The sequence below is a fragment of the Picosynechococcus sp. PCC 7002 genome (genome assembly GCF_963860125.1).
GTDB lineage: Bacteria > Cyanobacteriota > Cyanobacteriia > Cyanobacteriales > MRBY01 > MRBY01.
In genome coordinates, this window is record NZ_CAWLFA010000001.1 from 2,715,261 (window position 1) to 2,732,367 (window position 17,107).

A 17,107-nucleotide genomic window follows, 5' to 3' on the forward strand; every position below is an offset into this window, starting at 1 on the left:
ATTTTTTTAGAGAACTTCTTTAAAAGAAACTGACTTAGGTGTCTTTTTTTGATCAAGGAGATGCCCTCTTTGTGGTAAAAAAAATCAAAAGCAACCCATAGGTTGCTCGATTTTTGACGACGATTTTGTGTGCAAATACAAAATATTTAATCCATTTAACTTGATATTCGTAATATCAACTAGGCATTCTTGCCTGGTACTATTTTAACCGTAAAAATACCTAAAAACGCCCTTAAAACCACTGTACTTAGGTGTGATTAATATCTTTAAAACATATAAATCAGTGAAAATAACTGCCTTTTCTTGTGTTTTTACCTGAAAACAATGGACTTTGTGAACTTTTGTATTTTTGTTTTTTTGCTATTAGGTTTTGGATTTCTTTTGGGTATGATTGGGAGTATAAAGCAAAAAGAAATTTGTCAAGCCAGACGATCACTGCCTCAAATTCAAAAATGCTTTACAGGTCAAAAGTTTTTTGTTTTAAAACTGAGGAAAAGCCATGAAATCCCAGAACGTTTTTAGCACCAAATCTGCCAAGCTTATTGTTGGTGGTACGATCTTTGTTTCGGCCATTACCGCTGCCAACTTCACAATGCTGTCAGCCTACGCAGTTGATGACACCGCTTCTTTTTCGGGTACGGTCGCTCCAGCTTGTGCACTCTCCAACGATGATGGTGCAGTAGCATTTGATGCCGGCGACAGAACTTATACAGCCACAGGTAGTGGCGTAGATGTCACTGAGCTTTCTGAAACTCAGTATGTTGATTTTGAATGTAATACCGACACTGCTACTGTTGCGATCGCTGCACCTGTTACTTCAAAACCAATGGCTCCTACAAATGCAAGTGGCTTAGTTGCCACTCATGTTGCTAAATATGCGGTAGACGATACTGATACTCTTGTAAATCCAGATCCAACGTCTGGTACGATCATTAATGAGGCTACTGGCGTTGCTGGATTTTCTCAAGCAGTAAATGCAACTGGCTTATTTAGAGTGGGTGTTGAATCTAAATGGAGCGGAGCTAATGGAATGTTAGCCGGGGACTATTCTGCTGATATCACTGTAACAGTGACTCCTAACTAATTCTCTATTGGAATCTCCCCCTCTATCCGGATTATTGGGGGAATTTCTTTTCATTCTCAAATTATTTGTGCCTTTGCTCAATCTGTTCTCTTCGGCAGCTTCTAAAATATCAAGCAATAACGTCATCGGATCACACTTCAGGTAATGAATTCTCAAGCCGTTCCATCTCCCAAGTGGTGGTTTCAGATCATCTTCCTCTCTCTGTTTTTGGGGGGACTCCAAACAAAGCAAGCCTCCGCCCAAACCCCAGGATGCTTTACGACGAATGTCCCCTCTTCCCCTCTCAGCTACGATGTCACCAGCACAACCCAAACCGAAAGCTACGCCGTGACATTTCGCTGTACCGATGATGGCACGACCGGAGGAAGCAACCTCAGCAATGTTGATCTAGATGTGACGCTACTGCCGCTCACTGCACCAACCGCTGGCCCGGCTAATCTGGATCTCGGTTCTCCGAATGGTGTTACTCATACGATTTCGATTGGTTCGGGTGGTTCCTTTACGAATCTGGTCGATACTCAAACCACCGTAAATAACAGTGGCTCAACCAATTTAGTCGTGTCAACTGCTGGTGGTAAAGGCGAAAATCTCTTCCTCGATGGTACCGGAACGATCACGGTGAATATCCAATCCCGCTTTGCACTCCAGGGGAGCACCTCCGAATTTGCCGCTGGCACCTACACCACCCAGTTTGAAGTTGATGTAACCCCAGTTGGTGGGGGCACCACTGCTGATGAAACTACCACAATCAGTAGTACGGTCAGCCCCAGTTGCGTCCTCGATAATGTGATTCGCTTCCGGGAAACAGCCACCCCCTATATCAAAACAGGCAGTGAACCCAATGTTTCCCAGCTTCAAGCCAGCGATACAGCGAAGTTTGACTGTAATGCCACCACCGTCGATATCAACTTTAGTGCAGACAGCGCTACCTACACGCCGCCAACAGGGGGGGCAACCAACCTGACCGCAACCCATCAATTCGCCTATGAACTCAATGGCAACGGCTTCAACAATTACAGTGGCCCAGAGCTTATTGAAAACCAAAATACAGATGACAATGGTGATGCAACCTTAACGATTCGCTCCACCTGGACGCCGAATAGTGATCAACTGTTCGCTTCAGAATACAACGCCCAAACCACTGTCACCATTACGGCTAAATAATACACACATAGGCAATTTGTAAGTAACCTTTCTCCGTAGATTGCTTCTAGGCCATCATCTTTATCTTTATCCATTACTTCTTTTCTTCCTTGTCCTATGGCTTATTCTGTTGTGTCTTGGCGCAAAAACCTTAGCTGGGCGCTCTGTTCTTTGGCTTTACTTTTGCCACTCCCCCTCAACGCCCAGGTGCAAGTCTCTCCCATGGTGATCAAAACAGAAACCAGCCAGGGGATGGCGAATGGGGTGATCAGTCTAACAAACCAGGGAACCCAATCCCAGCGGGTACGCCTCTCGGCGGAATCTTTTACCTATACTCGAACTGGTTTTGCCACCGCAGAGTCCGATCCCTATGACCTCAGTCCTTATTTGATGTTTTCCCCTAGGGAGTTGGTTCTAGAACCCGGCCAAACGAGACGAGTGCGACTGATTACGCGAATGTTGCCTTCGACGGCAAATGGTGAATATCGGTCGGTGATCTTTGCTGAACCCCTGCGAGAACGAGATGAAGCGGGGGGCGGTTTGAGTATTCGGGCCCGTGTGGGGGTGACAGTTTACGTGAAACATGGCCAGGTCAATTTTGCCTTGACTCCCGTTGAGGCGAGCTACGATCCAACGAAACAAGAATTTCAACTTTTGGTGAGTAACCCCAGCAATGGTACGGTGCAATCAAAAGGCACCTGGACATTGTCACAAAATGATCAGCCTTTGCTCCAGGCAGATATTGATCAACGTACTGTAATTGCCGGAGGCGATCGCCTTTTCCCCCTAGAGCTGCCCCCAGACCGGACTAACTTACCAGCGGGAACCTATCAAGTAGCAGGGCAGTTGCAATGGAGCGAATCTGGAGCAGTGACCACAACACCATTTTCCTTTGATGTCACGGTGCCTGCCGCACGGTAGTTTGCCTTAACCCGACCCTCACCAATGGGAAAAATAAATTCAGCCAGATGACTTATTTTGTTGTAAGAAACTGTGGCGCACTCTAACCTGAAAAAGTCTCACATTTTTCCCCGTCGTTTAGAGTATTTACCCTTGACCTTTCGGCTACTACTATTCAGCTTTTTCATGCTTTTCCTATTGGGTGCTGAGGTTGTTGATGCCCAACAGGACAGCGAGCCTGCTGATAATGGTGCAACGGAAACCACGTCGGAGACTTTCCCTGCATCCTTTGATTTGATTCCAGTGGGGATTAAGCTTGGCGATCGCACGGCCAATCCTGGCACCTTGGTTCGGGGTTCAGAAAATGGCATTCAAGCTATTGATTTTTCCAACTGGGCGATCGCCTACAATGATGTCCTCAAAGCGCTCCAATTTACGGCAACCCCCCTTGCCGATGGCACCATAGAGTTGCGGTCTCCGGCGGCAGTCATCAGGCTCGATCCCAGCCTTCTCGATACAGATCCACAATTGGGCTTGGTATTCACCGTCACCCAGATCCGCGATCTGCTACAAATTCCGGTGGAGTTTGATATTTCTGAATATGCTATTGTTCTGACCCCTGAGTGGCTGAGGGCATCAGGTTCTTTGGGATTAACTGGGCGATATTCCCTCCCGGAGCGGCCCATTGTGTTGGAGGGTTTACCCCGCATTGAAGCTCCGAATTTGTCTTTTAGTGCCATTGGTCAAGAAGTTCGTGTGACAGGAGGAGGCGATCGCCCCACAGAATACGAAGGCGATCTGGTTGGCATCGGGACATTTTTTGGGGGAAGTTGGTACAGCAAGATTGATCAACGCGATTTAACCGATCCCCGCAGTTGGCAACTCGAAGAATTTCAATACCTACGCCAAACCCCTAGCACCGACTATGTCATCGGCGATCAGCGTACCTTTTGGCCAGAGGGCAGTGGTCGCTATACAGGTGTCAGTATCGTGCGCCGCTTTGGCTTTCAACCTCCCACCGAATTTACCAATGCCAGCGATGGCTTTAATCCCCAACAACGTCTCAATAGCGATCGCCTAGAGCGTGATATCCGAGGCCGCGCCGAACCAGGGACCCTCGTTCAACTGGTCAATAAAAATGGCAATTTAATTGTTGGGGAACAACTCGTTGATCAGTCTGGCATCTATCGCTTTGAAAATATTCCCAGTGCTTCTACCAATAAAGGCAGAGGCGGCATAGCCGGTAATCGCTACGAACTTCGACTTTATCCCAATGGTCAACTGAGTGCCTTCCCAGAAATTCGGGCCGCTGAATTTTCTTCTCTGCCTGGGCAGCTGAGTAAAGGTACCTCAGCCCTCCTCCTCTCTGCTGGCTTTGAACGGCTTCGACAAGCGGATACTTTTTTTGGCTCCCTCTCGAATGATCTCCAGGGAGGATTCGCCTACCGTTGGGGCGCCACGGACAATCTCACCCTCGGTACGGGTCTTTTTTACGACGGTCAACTTAAAGGTCTAGGGGAATTTTTCTTTCAGCCCGGTCGATTGCCCCTGCGAATTACTGGGGCAGCAACCTTTAATAGCGACGAACAACGGGGAGAACAACAATCTGATTTCCGCTACGATCTAAATGTCCGCTTCAATCCAGGCCAGAGGTTTGATTTTGAGTTTGACAAAGATGAACTGTCTGAGCGCATTCGCACCCGCTGGGATGTCAGTGACAAATTTCGTCTTGCCTTCAACAGTAACAGCAGCGATCAAATCGCCCAGGCCACTTGGCGGCTTTTTCCGGGTTTTAGTACGCGGGTTGGTTGGAGCTTTAACAATAAAGCCCTGGAAGGTGGATTCGACCTCAGTGGTGCCCTTGGGGATCTTTTAATTCGCAATAGCGTAACCTTTAGTGCCGACCAAAGCCTTGATTGGCGATTGTTTTCCCGCTATCAAAACCTCACCCTAGACCACCGGCTGCGTGACCGTCAGATTGCAACGGAAGTAGAGTATTTTTTCCGTAATCCTGAAGCCCTGGTGGATACGGGTCACTCGGTCTTTGCGCGCTACCAAAGTAGCCCCAACGAGGACAACGAGGCCCGGACGAACGAGCTGCTCGTGGCAGGGTGGCGCTATGAGGCAAATTCGACGGTGGGCGATCGCCTTTCCGACTGGATCGTCGATCTTGGCTATGGCGTTGGCACCCAGGGAGCAGGATGGCAAATTGCTGTAACCACCAATCAGCTCTTGGGCCTGAATCTAACCGCGCGGTACCAAGATATTTCTCTTACGGGTAATGAGTCAAGCTTCAGCCTCCTCATTGGTTCCGATGCAATCCTTTCACCTAATTTCAGCCTAAAACCCAGTCGCTTTGAACGTTTACGAACAGAGGGTGGCATTGTGGTGATCCCTTTTATCGATGCCAATCGGAATGGTGTCCAAGATGAAACAGAAACGGCCTATTTGCAAGGGATTGAGGCGGAAACCGCAGACTTTTTATTCTTGATTAACGAACAGCCCATTAACCGCTTTAGTGAATATGAGCCGGATTTGCGACGGAGAGGAATCTTTGTGCGACTGCCACCGGATACCTATCGCTTCGATGTAGATCCGGCGGGCTTGCCCCTGGGCTGGCAGACAACGCAGTCGGCCTTTGCAGTAGAAGTGAGTGCTGGTAGTTACACGCCTATTTATGTGCCCCTTACCCGTGCCTACATTGTCGCGGGCACGGTGGTCAATGCCCAAGGGAAACCACTGGGTGGGGTAAGGGTCGAAGCAGTCAACCAAAACAACCCCCAGGAGCGATCATTGTCGGTGACCAATGGCGCAGGTATCTACTATCTAGAATCCGTAGGAACTGGTGTCTATGACCTATTCATCGATGGCAAACCCGCTAAACCGGGCCAGCTCCGCATTGAGATAGATGCTGAAGAATTTACAGAATTGGATTTGCGCCTGTAATCTTGGTTTGCGGTTAAGCCTCGACATATTGGGCGATCGCCTTCAGGAAGCGCACCGGGTGAAACGGTTTTGTGAAGTAATCATTGGCACCGAGATCCTGGGCTTTCTGACGGTGGAGATCATTATCGCGGGAGGTGAGCATTACGAAGGGTAAATGATCCCATCGGCTTTGGCCCCGCACCATTTGCAAGAGGGTAAAGCCATCATAACCAGGCATTTCCAGGTCACAAATTGCGAGATCAAAGGTCTGTTTTGAGCGGTTGAGGAGGTTCCAGGCTTCTTTGCCATCCCGGCACTGCTGCACCTGATAGCCGACTTGATTCAACAGTTTATTGAGGGTACGGCGGACAGCAACAGAGTCATCAATGACCAAAATCGTCGGTTGGCGCTTGGGTTGTTCAGGGGCAGGGCTAGAAGCTTGGGGTTGCTCTGGGCTGGCCAAGAGTTGATCAAAGGCATCGGGTAAAAGCACCGGAATCACTTCCCCGGAACCTAACACGGTACACCCCGCAACGTAGGGAGGATAGGCCACAGTATTATCTAGAGATTTCAGCACCAGTTCCCGCTCCCCAAGGATTTCATCCACGGCGATCGCCAAAGATTTTTTCCCCTGACGCACGATCAGACCGATGGTGGGCGCTGGTCGCTGTTCCGGGGGCAAGAGGAGATTGCTTTGGGGATAGGGCAGCAGTTGATCGAGGGCATGGAGTTTAAGGGGGGTGCCCTGCCAATCAAGAAATTCTGGATACTCTAAATTGTCTTTGTTAACCAGCGAGAGCACAGCCTGGACAGTCACCGAGGGAAAGGCGATCGCCTGTTGCTGGCAGCGGCAGAGGAGCAACGGCAAAATATTAAAGCTCAGGGGAATGCGGATCGTAAATTGTGTGCCCTGGTGACGCTCACTACTGGCGGTAATGGTGCCTTTGAGTTGGGCCAGTTCGAGGCGGACAATATCCAGGCCTAGACCCCGACCGGAGAGATCGCTGACGGTGTCCCGGGTCGAAAAGCCTGGGGCAAATAAATATTCAAGGATTTCGGCTTCGGTCGGTTGGTGGTTGGGTGCGCAAAGTCCCTTGGCGATCGCCTTTTGTTGCACCCGGTTTAGATCAATGCCCCGGCCATCATCTTGCACCAAAATTTCCACCATATTGCCCCGCAATTGCGCACTGAGGCGAATGGTTCCCGTCTCGGTTTTTTGGGCTTGGCGGCGTTCCTGGGGCGGTTCAATGCCATGGTCAAAGGCATTCCGAATTAAGTGGGTCAGGGGCGTGCGCAATTGTTCCAAAATTGCTTGATCCACCAAAACCTGTTCCCCCTCAATGGCTAGCTGTGCCATCTGGGGATAGCGTTTGCTTAAGGTCTCCAAGGACTGACGGAAACGGCGTGCCAAGTTACCAAAGGGCATCAGGCGGGATTGAGTCAGATCCTGGTTGAGATACTCTAACTGTTGCCGCACCCCTTCTAAAGATTCTTGGAACTCCCACCGCATTAGTTCCAAATCTTCCTGGATCTCCTGCACCTGTACCATCAGTTCCTGGAACTGCTGGAGTTGGGAATGGGCCTGGGTGTATTGGTCAAAGTGGAGGGTGTCAAATTCCGTATGGGTCGCAGTGGCCAATTCTAAGGACGGTTTCTGGCTGCCACCATTTTGGCCAGAACCAGCGGTAGCCACAGCCAATTTATCGTAGAGGGCTGTCACTTCATCGCGGATCGGGTTGAGTTGCTGGGTTCTTTTTTTAAGATTGCGGCTAGCCCGGAGGAGTTGATCTTGGTGCCGGGTGAGTTTTTCATAGCCAATGAACAGTTCCCCGACAGCATTCCCCATGCGGTTGAGTTGCTGGATCGGCATCCGAATTTGCAGGCTAGAGGTTTGTTTGGGAGCAGGTTTTGGCGTGGCATTAACCGGCGTGGCAGGAACTGGATCGGGACTGGGATCAGTCTCTGGGATCTCAAGTTTTGGTGGTTCTGGAACGCTTAGGAGAGCTTGGAATGATTCGCTAATCTTGGCCTCATCAGGGTTGGTTAGGTATGCCTGGGTCAGACGACGAATTTCGGCGATCGCCCCTTGGCTGAGGGTAACGGAATCAATGGCCGCACTATCTAGGGCCGTTTGGATCAGGGTGGCAATGGCCTTCAGCCAGGGAACCCCAAGGGCATCCCCTAGGAGGCGGCATTCTTCTTCGAGGGTTTTGAGTTGGCGGGCGGCACTGCGGGGGGTGGGATCGTGGGTGAGGAGTTTTTCGAGGCGCTGCACACAGGCTTCGAGATCCACCTTGAGGGCGGTGGCGACAAATTTACTGGGGGCATTACCAGCAGGAGCAATGGCTTCGGGTGCAGGGGTCTGGGCCTGACCGAGAAATTCTTGGAGGGCGATCGCCATTTGTGCGGCCCCCGGACTGTCCCCTGGGTGATCGTCGTCCCGGGCTGCCAAGTCGAGGCAATGTTGCACCTCTTCCATGGCGAGGCTGATCAAATCGAGTGCAGTCTGTTCTTCTTTAATCCGGCCGGCGGCGATCGCCTCTAAGAGATCCTCCATCTGGTGGGCTAGGTTGTGCAGGGTCGATAATTCTGCGATGCCAGCGCCTCCTTTGATGGAATGGGCAGCGCGCACCAGATCTTGGTATAGCTTTGCCTGATCGTGGCCTGCGGGTTGTTGGAGTTCTGCTTGCAACAGCCCCATACTTTGGTGGAACAACTCAACAAAATCCGGGGCATCTTCCAGCAAAAAGCAGTGGCGGGCTTCGAGGGCGATCGCCTTTAAACTAGCAGCATCCAACATGGCAAAGATAGTAAAAGAACATTAAAACAGCCGAAAAATACAAACGTTACTCAATCTCAAAGCGGGACGAAGAATCCTTCAGGGCGATCGCCACCTGGGTTAGCGCATCCAACTGACCAGACATCGTTTGGGATTCAGCCGCCGTCTTTTGGGCCACCTCCGCCGCCGATTGCATAATTTTCGTGACCTTCCCAGACACATCCCGCTGGGAGACCATCGCCTTCGAAATCCGCGCCAGCACCTTGTCAATTTCCTCACTAATGCGGGACACACTCTGGAGGGTCGTTTTCGTCTTTTTCACCAATTCTGTTCCCGTGACTACTTGGGAAGTACTTTCCTCCATCATCTGCATCATTTGGGCCGTTTCTTCTTGAATCCCGCCGATCAACTGCTCCACTTCCTGGGCTGCTGTGGTGACCTGTTCTGCCAAGCGACGTACTTCATCAGCGACCACCCGGAAACCTTGGCCATTTTCCCCGGCTCGCGTTGCCTCAATGGAAGCATTAAAGGCCAGGAGGTTCGTCTTTTCGGAAATGTCAGAAATAATGTTAACGATCTTCGAAATTTCCTGGGAAGATTCCGCCAGACGTTTCGCTTTCTTCGAGGTATCTGCCACTGAACCCCGAATCAGATCAATACTTGTCACCGTTTCGTCCATGGTCGCCTGGCCTTCCTGGGCCGCCAAGCGGGATTTTCGGGCAATTTGGGCTGCCCCCTGGGCCGATTTCGCCACCGCTTGAATGGATTGGGCAATACCTTGTACCGAACGTTCCGCCGATTGGATCGCCTGTTCCTGGACTGTGGCTTCAGTGGAGAGGCGCGTGATCAGGTCATTGTTGACGATCGCCAAATCATATACTTCGTCTGCCGAAGATTTCACCTGGGAAACCAAGGCCCGCAGACTCCGGAGGGTGGCATTGAAGGCATCGGCAATGGAACCCACTTCCCCTTCGTCTACCATCGCCTGTACCGTGAGGTTCCCCTGGCGCACCTCTTCAATTTGGAGCAACAACCGAATCACCCCTTCCTGGAGACGTTCCCGCTCCTGGCGTTGGAAGGCCGCCTCTTGATCTTTAGCTTGAGCTTGGGCTTCGACGGCATCGGTAATGGAGCGAATTTGAGCTGCCATATTATTAAACGTGGTGGCTAACTGTCCCACTTCGTCCTTTGCAAAAACTTCGGCCCTCGCATCAAGGTTCCCGGCCCCAAACTCGGTGGTTACCTTTTGAAGGCGCTTGATCGGTCTTGTGATCGTGCGTCCCAGGAGCCACGCTAGACCAGCCGCCACAAAGACCCCAATTAAACCCACCGTTGTCTGAAGCAGTAAGCTGTCCTGGATTAGGGCATTGAGGGTATTTTCATCGGTGCCCCGGACAATGATCGCCACGGGTTCCCCGGCGCTATTGAGAATGGATTCCGCCGCGAGGGTGTAGGAGATGCCATCGATCACCTGGGTATCGACCACGGTTTCCCCCCTAGCGTTGACGGCGGCCGTCAGGAAAGAGAAATCCGGTAGTGTGAGCAGATCAGGGGCATTAAGGGAGGTCTGGATCACCTTACGGGTACTGTCTTCCCCTTCTTCCTGGGCATCCTGTTGGTAGAGGGCACTGGCGAGCTGGAAACCACCATCGGGGTTGACTTGGTAAATCGCACTGTAACCGCCATTGAACGCACTGACAGTATTCGCGGCAATATCCAATTTGGCATTGAAAATCACATCGCCGGAAACCAAGGCTCCAAGCAGATTATCGTTACTGCCGATCACGGGGGTGACGGTGTAGCGGACGAGGGCAAATTCGCCTTTTTTGGTGCCAATGGGGAATCTGGTTACTTCTCGATTCAGGTCATCCCAAGAGAGCAGTTCGCTGGTTTTGAGTTGCTGTCTCGTTTGGAGGGCTTGGGTGACGAGGCCATTGGGGTCAAACACTTCCCCTTGGCGATCGCCGTTGCCGTTGGTGATAATCCGGAGATTCGTACTGACCAGGGTGGCATATTCGATATTACGGGCTTGGATTTCGTTTTGGAGAATGGCCTGCACCTGGGCGAGCTGCTCAGGGGGAACGGTACCTGTACTTTGGTAGGCCGCTGCGGCGGCGATGATTGCGGCATTATCCGATTGGCCCCGGAACCCAAAACCCATCTGGTCAATTTTGACGTTGTAGTTAATGTCGTTGACCGCGAGCTCTGAGGTGGCCTGTTCCCGCAGCTGCGATCGCCCAGAAGTAACAATAATCACCGCCCCTGCTGCCACCACTCCGGCGATCGCAATGGCACTGGAAACAAAAATACCGATAAATTGTTTCTGGGCAATGGAAAGGTTTTGTAGTCGCTTCAGGGGAGGAGAGGTGACATCGACATCGGTATAGTCAACATCGTCGTAAACCAGGGCAACGGGTTTGGGGGTTTGGTCTGGGAGAGCGATCGCCGAGGGGTCATCGGTCTCTGGATCGGACTGGGGCAACTGTGCCTGAAGATCTCCAAGGGCTTTGGTGGCACTGGCGGCAAAAATGCCTTCGGGATCTTGGTCAATGATTTGCTGATAGCTGGCGATCGCCTCTGGAAAAAAGCCTTCACTTTCGAGGGCACTGGCGAGGCTAATTTGGGCCACCATGTCTGTGGGGTCAGCGGCGATCGCTGCTTGCAATGCCACAATCTCTGGGCTGTATTCTTTCGTTTCTGAGACTTCTAGGACAATGGGAGATTCTGGCGGGTGGGCCGTAGCCGTTGTTCCGTTCCCGTTGGTTGATGCCGCTGGGCGATCGCCATTGTTACCATTGCCATTCTTTACCTCTGGGAAATCCATCGCTTCCCCTAGGGCAAGGAGCGCCTGTTGGGCACTGGCGGCAAAGACGCCGTCTTGATCCGAAGCCACAATGTCGCGGTAAACTTCCGCCGCCTCCGGCAAAAAGCCTTCGGTTTCCAGTTGACTCGCCAGACTGATTTTCATCACAATATCTGTCGGATCAAGGGCGATCGCCGCCTGGAGTTCTTTGATTTCCTCAGAAAAAGCCGGAGAAGTTGCCGTGTTCATGGTCTGTTCTGTTGTGCCCATAGGTAGTGATTCTGTGAAATTGACGTTGAAAAAATTCAAAACTTACTGATTGACCGGGGTGCCCTGTAGGTAGTGAGATAAATGGCCCATGGCCAACGTAAATCCCGTCTCTGGCCCCTTGACCAGTTGGCGATCGCAATGGGGATAAAATCTCTGCCAAGCCGTCGCCACCGGAGCCGCCCCCCCCAAGTCAAACGGCGCAATGCCCTCAAGCTGGGTCACCACAAAGCCCACTTGCCCTGCATCTCCCTGGCCCAGGAGCACCACCGTTAGCTTTTCCTGGGGATTGGGCCGCGCTGCGGATGTTCCTAATCCCGAAGGCGATCGCCGATCCACCACCCAAATCAACTGCCCCCGTTGGTTCGTCACCCCCAACACCCCTGGAGCGACCCCTGGTACCGGGCAAATGTCTTGGCGGGGCAGGGTCATCACTTCCAACATATTCTCTAGGGGAATCAACAAGCGTGTTTGGGCAAGGGGATCAGCCCCAGCAGGATACAGTTGAACCCGGAAGAAATCGGTTTGGGTAGAGGGAGCGACCATGGCAAAATCAGACCTTTATCGAAGAAAAAACAGCACTATCTAAGCCAAATACTCTTTGACTGTTTTCATGAATTCCATCGGACTGTAGGGTTTCGTTAAATAAGCATTGCCCCCTTGACGTAACGCCCAAAAACGGTCGAAGTCCTGGCTTTTGTTAGAACAAAAAATAATTGGCACCTCCTCGTAACCCAGACTTTCACGAATTTCTCGGCATAAATCGAGGCCATTGAGCCCAGGCATCACAATATCGAGGAAAATTAGATCCGGTTGGTCATGGTTGCGCAGCCAAGTTAAGGCTTCATCGCCATTGTCCGCCAGGCTGACCTCTAGGCTCATTTTTTCCAGGAGTGCCCGGACAAGGGTTTGTTCCGATTTAGAATCATCAACAACTAAAACTTTTTTCATCTTATTTTCTTGATCAGTGTTAGAACTTGGCGCAATTTATTCTGAAAATTGAGTTTAGAGATTATGAAATACAACCTCTAGGGCGTAGATTGCGCTGATGTTTGCTCCACATAGGACTGCACCATCCGTATCAAATCCTGGGGATTGAACGGTTTAGCGATGTAGTCAGAAGCCCCCACCATCTTGGCACGGAGGCGATCAATAATTCCATCGCGCCCCGTAAGCATCACCACGGGAATATCCCTAAGCATTTCGGATTGGTTAAACAGGCGACAAAGCTCGTAACCATCGATTTCGGGCATGTTGATATCCATCAGAATTAGTTCTGGCCGTTGGCGAGCAAAGGTACTCAGAGATAAAGCAGGTTCAGTGACCCCGATAACCTCAAAGCCACTGGCTTCTAGGGTCATTTTGACGACCCGTTGTATTGATTTGCTGTCATCAATACAGGCAATGCGGGGTTTGGGTTTTTGGGGAACGCCCGCATAGGGAATAACTTCAATCAAGCCTGTTTTGACGAGGGGATGGAAGAGTTGGCTGAGTTCGAGGGTGGAACGGCGGGTGTGGTGACTCAGCTCATAGAGGGTGACTTGTTGGTCGAGGGGCTCCCGGAGGCTTTCCATAAATTGATAGTCCTGGAGGTTTAGCCAGGAGCGGCTCCGGATTTCACGGAAATCTTTGACTTGTAGGCGCTGGAAAGGGGAAGCGATTTCGGGGCGGAGTTGTACCCATTGGCGAACGGTCGGCTGGATTGGGCGCACCATTTCCTTGAGGGACAGGGACAGCAACAGGGGATCTAAATTAAGGGCGCGTTCAAATTTAATGGCAGCGCGGGGCAGGGATAAAAACTGGGCGATCGCCTCTTGGGTCGTAAAAAATAAAACTTGGCGGACTTGCTGGAGGGATAATTTTCCAGCTTTCCAAATTTGACAAATGTAATCATAATCTTGGGAAAAGCTATCTCCCATGGGAAATTTCGCTTTCGGAAACAGTTGCCCCAAAAGATACGTTAAGCGCTCCCGTTTGCCCATACCACTGGTGGCAAAATGCAGCTTCCCGCCCCCAAAATAAAGCTGCCAAAATACCGATTCATCTAAGGGATCGTAAATGGTCATGGTCCCCGACATTTGCCGTTGGATCAGGGATTGGAGGACTTGGCCCGGAATCACAACGTTTTTGGTGATGGCATCTTGCACTTTCATATGAAACACACTAGCGGGAATTGATTTGAAGAGGGTTTAGCGCCTTTGGTCTTTACCCATGGCTGGGAAACATGGATCGGGAGGGTAGTGGGTAAGCGCAGCGACAAAATTATGTCAGGGGCAATTTATTCTAGATCGACTTTATCGCCTGAAAAATATGGATTTCATAGTTTTATCGGGTTGCCTGGTGACTAGGCTCAAACCGCAGTACAAAAAGCTTGAATAAATGGGGCTAGGGCAAGATTGAAAATTCATGGTGCTTGGGGGCAACTCTATTAGTTAATCTGAGCAATACTAATGCTACAGAAAGAGATTATTTTCTTACCATAAAGACTTGGTTAAAAGTAGTATGTTTAGCTACGAAAAGACTTTGACCCCACCGATCTTGACACCCCATTAATATGTTTCAAACCTAGATATAGCAAGGAATTTCAGGATTTTTACCTTGTGCTGTTCCAATGGTGTCTAAATTGAAATTGGGGGAGCCTCTTAACGACGGATTAAGTGATCGAGGCGTTCTTGGATGAGCAGTTGGAGGAGGGCGCGGAGGGTTTGGAGGCCAAAGAAAAATACGGTAAGGGCGATCGCCCCGATGAGGAAGAGAGAGGCCGCCTGACTCCAGACTAAAATACCGACCACACTGCTAAAACCCCAGAGGATGCCATACATCATGGTTTTGATCGCGAGGTAGATTCGGCGCAATTGGCGATCGCCTTCAACGGATTTAACGCGAAATTGCAGTTCCCCTAACTCGATGCGTGATTCGAGGCGTTTAATGGCCATTTCGGTGCGGCTGGGTTTCTGGAATTGGTACAGGACAAATTCTTTAGTCTGTTGAGCGAGGCTCCCCAGGCGATTTTCCCCAGGTTTGTGACTCACGGCCAAGCTACGAATAAATGGTTGGGCCGCCGCCATGAGATTGTATTGGGGGTCGAGGGCGCGGGCAATGCCATCGAGGGTGGTGAGAGCCTTGATGATAAAAGTCATTTGGGGCGGCAGACGAAACGGTTGCTGCTCAAACATCAGGTAGAGCTCGTTACTAATCTGCTCAAATTCCTGGAGATCAATGGGGCGATCGCGAAACCGATCCAAAAGAAACGCGATCATCCGTTTCACCGGGGTCATATCTGCCATCGGCTCGATGAGGCCCATGTAAACCAGAGTTTCGACCACCTCGTCCGTATCCTTGCGCAGCACCGCAAAAAACGTACGCATCATCTGGGTTTTTTCCATGGATTTGACTTCGGTCATCGTGCCGAAATCATAGAAAATCAGCTTCCCTGTGGCATCGACGGCCATATTGCCGGGGTGGGGATCGGACTGAAAAAAGCCATCCTGGAGCAGTTGTTTGAGGTAAGAAGAAATGCCGAGGCTGATCACATGGTCTGGGTCAATATTGCTCGCTTCGAGGGCGGCCCGGTCGTCAATTTTAATGCCCGGTAAATATTCGAGGGTTAAGACCTTGCGGGTGGTGTATTGCCAATAAACCTTGGGCACGAGAATTTGCTGATCGTCGGCGAAATTTTGCCGGAAATGATCGCCATTTTTCCCTTCATGGATGTAGTCAATTTCTTGGTAGAGAAGCTCGAAAAATTCCCGGTAAATCTGATTGAGATTGTATTTTTTGAGGTCTTTTAAAAAATAACTGGCCCAATGCAAAAGTTTTTCGAGGACTTGCATATCCACTTGGAACAGACGACTCAGGCCGGGGCGCTGGACTTTTACGGCTACTTCTTCGCCGCTGTAGAGGGTAGCCCGGTGCACTTGGCCCAGGCTAGCGGAGGCGAGGGGCTCTAGTTCAAAATCCTTAAAGAGGGCGTAGATGGATTTGTTAAATTCTTGCTCGATGACGGCGATCGCCGCTTGACCCTTAAATGGGGGCACCCGGTCTTGGAGTTGGCTCAGTTCCTCGATGTATTCGATGGGAAATAGATCCGGGCGGGTTGACATGGCCTGGCCAATTTTGATGAAGGTCGGCCCCAGATCCAGGAGGTGATTCACGAGCCAGCGGGCTTGGCGATGGCGTTTGCGGGCAGGGTTGCCACCGGGGAGTCGGTCTTTGCCCAGCCGGAAGATAAACTGGGCGGCCACGGTAAAGATTTCCAGTTGCCGTTGCCTGAGACTCAGTTTGCGCCGTTGCCAGCGGGGAGTTTTCACGATTGGTATTGCCCTAGATTTCGACCATCCCTCATCATACAGAAAAGCTTCAACCCAAAAACGCGTTTAGGTAGAGTTCGATCAGGCGATCGCCCCAAAACAGACTAATGATTGCCCCTAAGGCAAGAAACGGCCCAAAGGGTAAATGTTGACCCCGCTGGTGTTTGCCGAGGCCCATGGCCCCACCAATAATCATCGTGCCCAGGGCGCAGGCCAAAATTACCGTTAAGAGGACGTTTTGCCAACCCAGCCAAGCGCCAATCATCGCCAAAAGTTTCGGATCGCCGCCCCCCATGGCCTCTTGACCCAGCACCGCCGAACCAATGACACCAATGCCATCGAGTAGCCAAAGCCCCAATACCGCCGCCCCAATGCCACCCATTAGCCCATAGATCGCGCCAGGGAAGCCATTCGCCTGGAAACCCAGCCCCATCTGGAAGAGGAGACCGAGTACGAGGCCCGATTGGGTTAAGGGGTTGGGCAGGGTAAAAGTGTCGTAATCAATGAGGGCCAGGGCCACTAACCAAAACAATAGGGTAAAGGCGGCGATCGCCTCTAGGGTTAGTCCAAATTGAACCACTGTGGCAACACAGAGCAAGCCCATCAGCGTTTCGACGAGGGGATACCGGGCGGCAATGGGCGTTTTACACCAGTGACATTTGCCCCCCAACAGGAGCCAACCCAACACCGGAATATTTTCCTGCGCCCCTAGTTGGTGGCCACAGTGGGGACAGCGGGAGGGGGGATGTGCCAGGGATAAACCCGCTGGCAGCCGATAAACCACCACGTTGAGGAAACTGCCGAAACAGGCTCCCCAGATGAATAGAAAAATAAAGGCGATCGCCAGTAAACCGGACTGTTGTAAAAGCGCGAGCATGGTGATGTCTCTCAAACCC

Annotated in this window: 11 protein-coding genes; 4 read left to right on the forward strand and 7 right to left on the reverse strand. The window is 51.1% G+C overall.

Annotated features, from left to right (window positions below):
- Positions 1–499: 499 nt before the first annotated feature.
- The 4 genes from AACQ84_RS13060 to AACQ84_RS13075 all read left to right on the forward strand — a co-directional run bounded on the left by AACQ84_RS13060 (position 500) and on the right by AACQ84_RS13075 (position 6,073).
- A complete protein-coding gene (locus AACQ84_RS13060; protein ID WP_012308189.1) occupies positions 500–1,084 on the forward strand; it encodes a hypothetical protein in 585 nt (194 codons plus the stop codon).
- A gap of 144 nt (positions 1,085–1,228) precedes the next feature.
- On the forward strand, positions 1,229–2,248 hold the full coding sequence (locus tag AACQ84_RS13065; RefSeq protein WP_012308190.1) for a hypothetical protein: 1,020 nt from the start codon (positions 1,229–1,231) through the stop codon (positions 2,246–2,248).
- A gap of 96 nt (positions 2,249–2,344) precedes the next feature.
- Positions 2,345–3,148, forward strand: coding sequence for a hypothetical protein (locus AACQ84_RS13070; protein ID WP_012308191.1), 804 nt, complete (start codon positions 2,345–2,347; stop codon positions 3,146–3,148).
- 165 nt (positions 3,149–3,313) lie between these two features.
- A complete protein-coding gene (locus AACQ84_RS13075) occupies positions 3,314–6,073 on the forward strand; it encodes a carboxypeptidase-like regulatory domain-containing protein (protein ID WP_143592283.1) in 2,760 nt (919 codons plus the stop codon).
- Between the two features lie 13 nt (positions 6,074–6,086).
- Here the strand turns inward: AACQ84_RS13075 and AACQ84_RS13080 are convergent, their stop codons facing one another.
- The 7 genes from AACQ84_RS13080 to AACQ84_RS13110 form a co-directional block, all read right to left on the reverse strand.
- Entirely contained in the window at positions 6,087–8,852 is a 2,766-nt protein-coding gene (locus AACQ84_RS13080) for a hybrid sensor histidine kinase/response regulator (RefSeq protein ID WP_012308193.1), read from the reverse strand.
- A 46-nt stretch (positions 8,853–8,898) separates the two neighbouring features.
- A complete protein-coding gene (locus AACQ84_RS13085) occupies positions 8,899–11,904 on the reverse strand; it encodes a methyl-accepting chemotaxis protein (protein WP_234991380.1) in 3,006 nt (1,001 codons plus the stop codon).
- 42 nt (positions 11,905–11,946) lie between these two features.
- Positions 11,947–12,447: a CheW domain-containing protein gene (locus tag AACQ84_RS13090; RefSeq protein WP_012308195.1), complete on the reverse strand. Its 501-nt coding sequence runs from the start codon at positions 12,445–12,447 to the stop codon at positions 11,947–11,949.
- Between the two features lie 39 nt (positions 12,448–12,486).
- The gene (locus AACQ84_RS13095) at positions 12,487–12,852 is read right to left on the reverse strand and encodes a response regulator (protein WP_012308196.1); all 366 of its coding nucleotides are present in this window, start codon (positions 12,850–12,852) and stop codon (positions 12,487–12,489) included.
- Between the two features lie 77 nt (positions 12,853–12,929).
- Positions 12,930–14,054 carry a response regulator gene (locus AACQ84_RS13100; protein ID WP_012308197.1) on the reverse strand — a complete coding sequence of 375 codons (1,125 nt, stop codon included), beginning with the start codon at positions 14,052–14,054 and terminating at the stop codon, positions 12,930–12,932.
- A 489-nt stretch (positions 14,055–14,543) separates the two neighbouring features.
- Positions 14,544–16,211: an ABC1 kinase family protein gene (locus tag AACQ84_RS13105; RefSeq protein WP_012308198.1), complete on the reverse strand. Its 1,668-nt coding sequence runs from the start codon at positions 16,209–16,211 to the stop codon at positions 14,544–14,546.
- Positions 16,212–16,260: 49 nt separating this feature from the next.
- Entirely contained in the window at positions 16,261–17,088 is an 828-nt protein-coding gene (locus tag AACQ84_RS13110) for a prepilin peptidase (RefSeq protein ID WP_012308199.1), read from the reverse strand.
- Positions 17,089–17,107: the final 19 nt, after the last annotated feature.

Bases quoted from the DNA above. Each gene is read 5' to 3' on its own strand.
- AACQ84_RS13090 (WP_012308195.1), bottom strand. From the start codon at position 12,447: ATGGTCGCTCCCTCTACCCAAACCGATTTCTTCCGGGTTCAACTGTAT.
- AACQ84_RS13100 (WP_012308197.1), bottom strand. From the start codon at position 14,054: ATGAAAGTGCAAGATGCCATCACCAAAAACGTTGTGATTCCGGGCCAA.
- AACQ84_RS13075 (WP_143592283.1), top strand. From the start codon at position 3,314: ATGCTTTTCCTATTGGGTGCTGAGGTTGTTGATGCCCAACAGGACAGC.
- AACQ84_RS13060 (WP_012308189.1), top strand. From the start codon at position 500: ATGAAATCCCAGAACGTTTTTAGCACCAAATCTGCCAAGCTTATTGTT.
- AACQ84_RS13095 (WP_012308196.1), bottom strand. From the start codon at position 12,852: ATGAAAAAAGTTTTAGTTGTTGATGATTCTAAATCGGAACAAACCCTT.
- AACQ84_RS13085 (WP_234991380.1), bottom strand. From the start codon at position 11,904: ATGGGCACAACAGAACAGACCATGAACACGGCAACTTCTCCGGCTTTT.
- AACQ84_RS13110 (WP_012308199.1), bottom strand. From the start codon at position 17,088: ATGCTCGCGCTTTTACAACAGTCCGGTTTACTGGCGATCGCCTTTATT.
- AACQ84_RS13070 (WP_012308191.1), top strand. From the start codon at position 2,345: ATGGCTTATTCTGTTGTGTCTTGGCGCAAAAACCTTAGCTGGGCGCTC.
- AACQ84_RS13080 (WP_012308193.1), bottom strand. From the start codon at position 8,852: ATGTTGGATGCTGCTAGTTTAAAGGCGATCGCCCTCGAAGCCCGCCAC.
- AACQ84_RS13065 (WP_012308190.1), top strand. From the start codon at position 1,229: ATGAATTCTCAAGCCGTTCCATCTCCCAAGTGGTGGTTTCAGATCATC.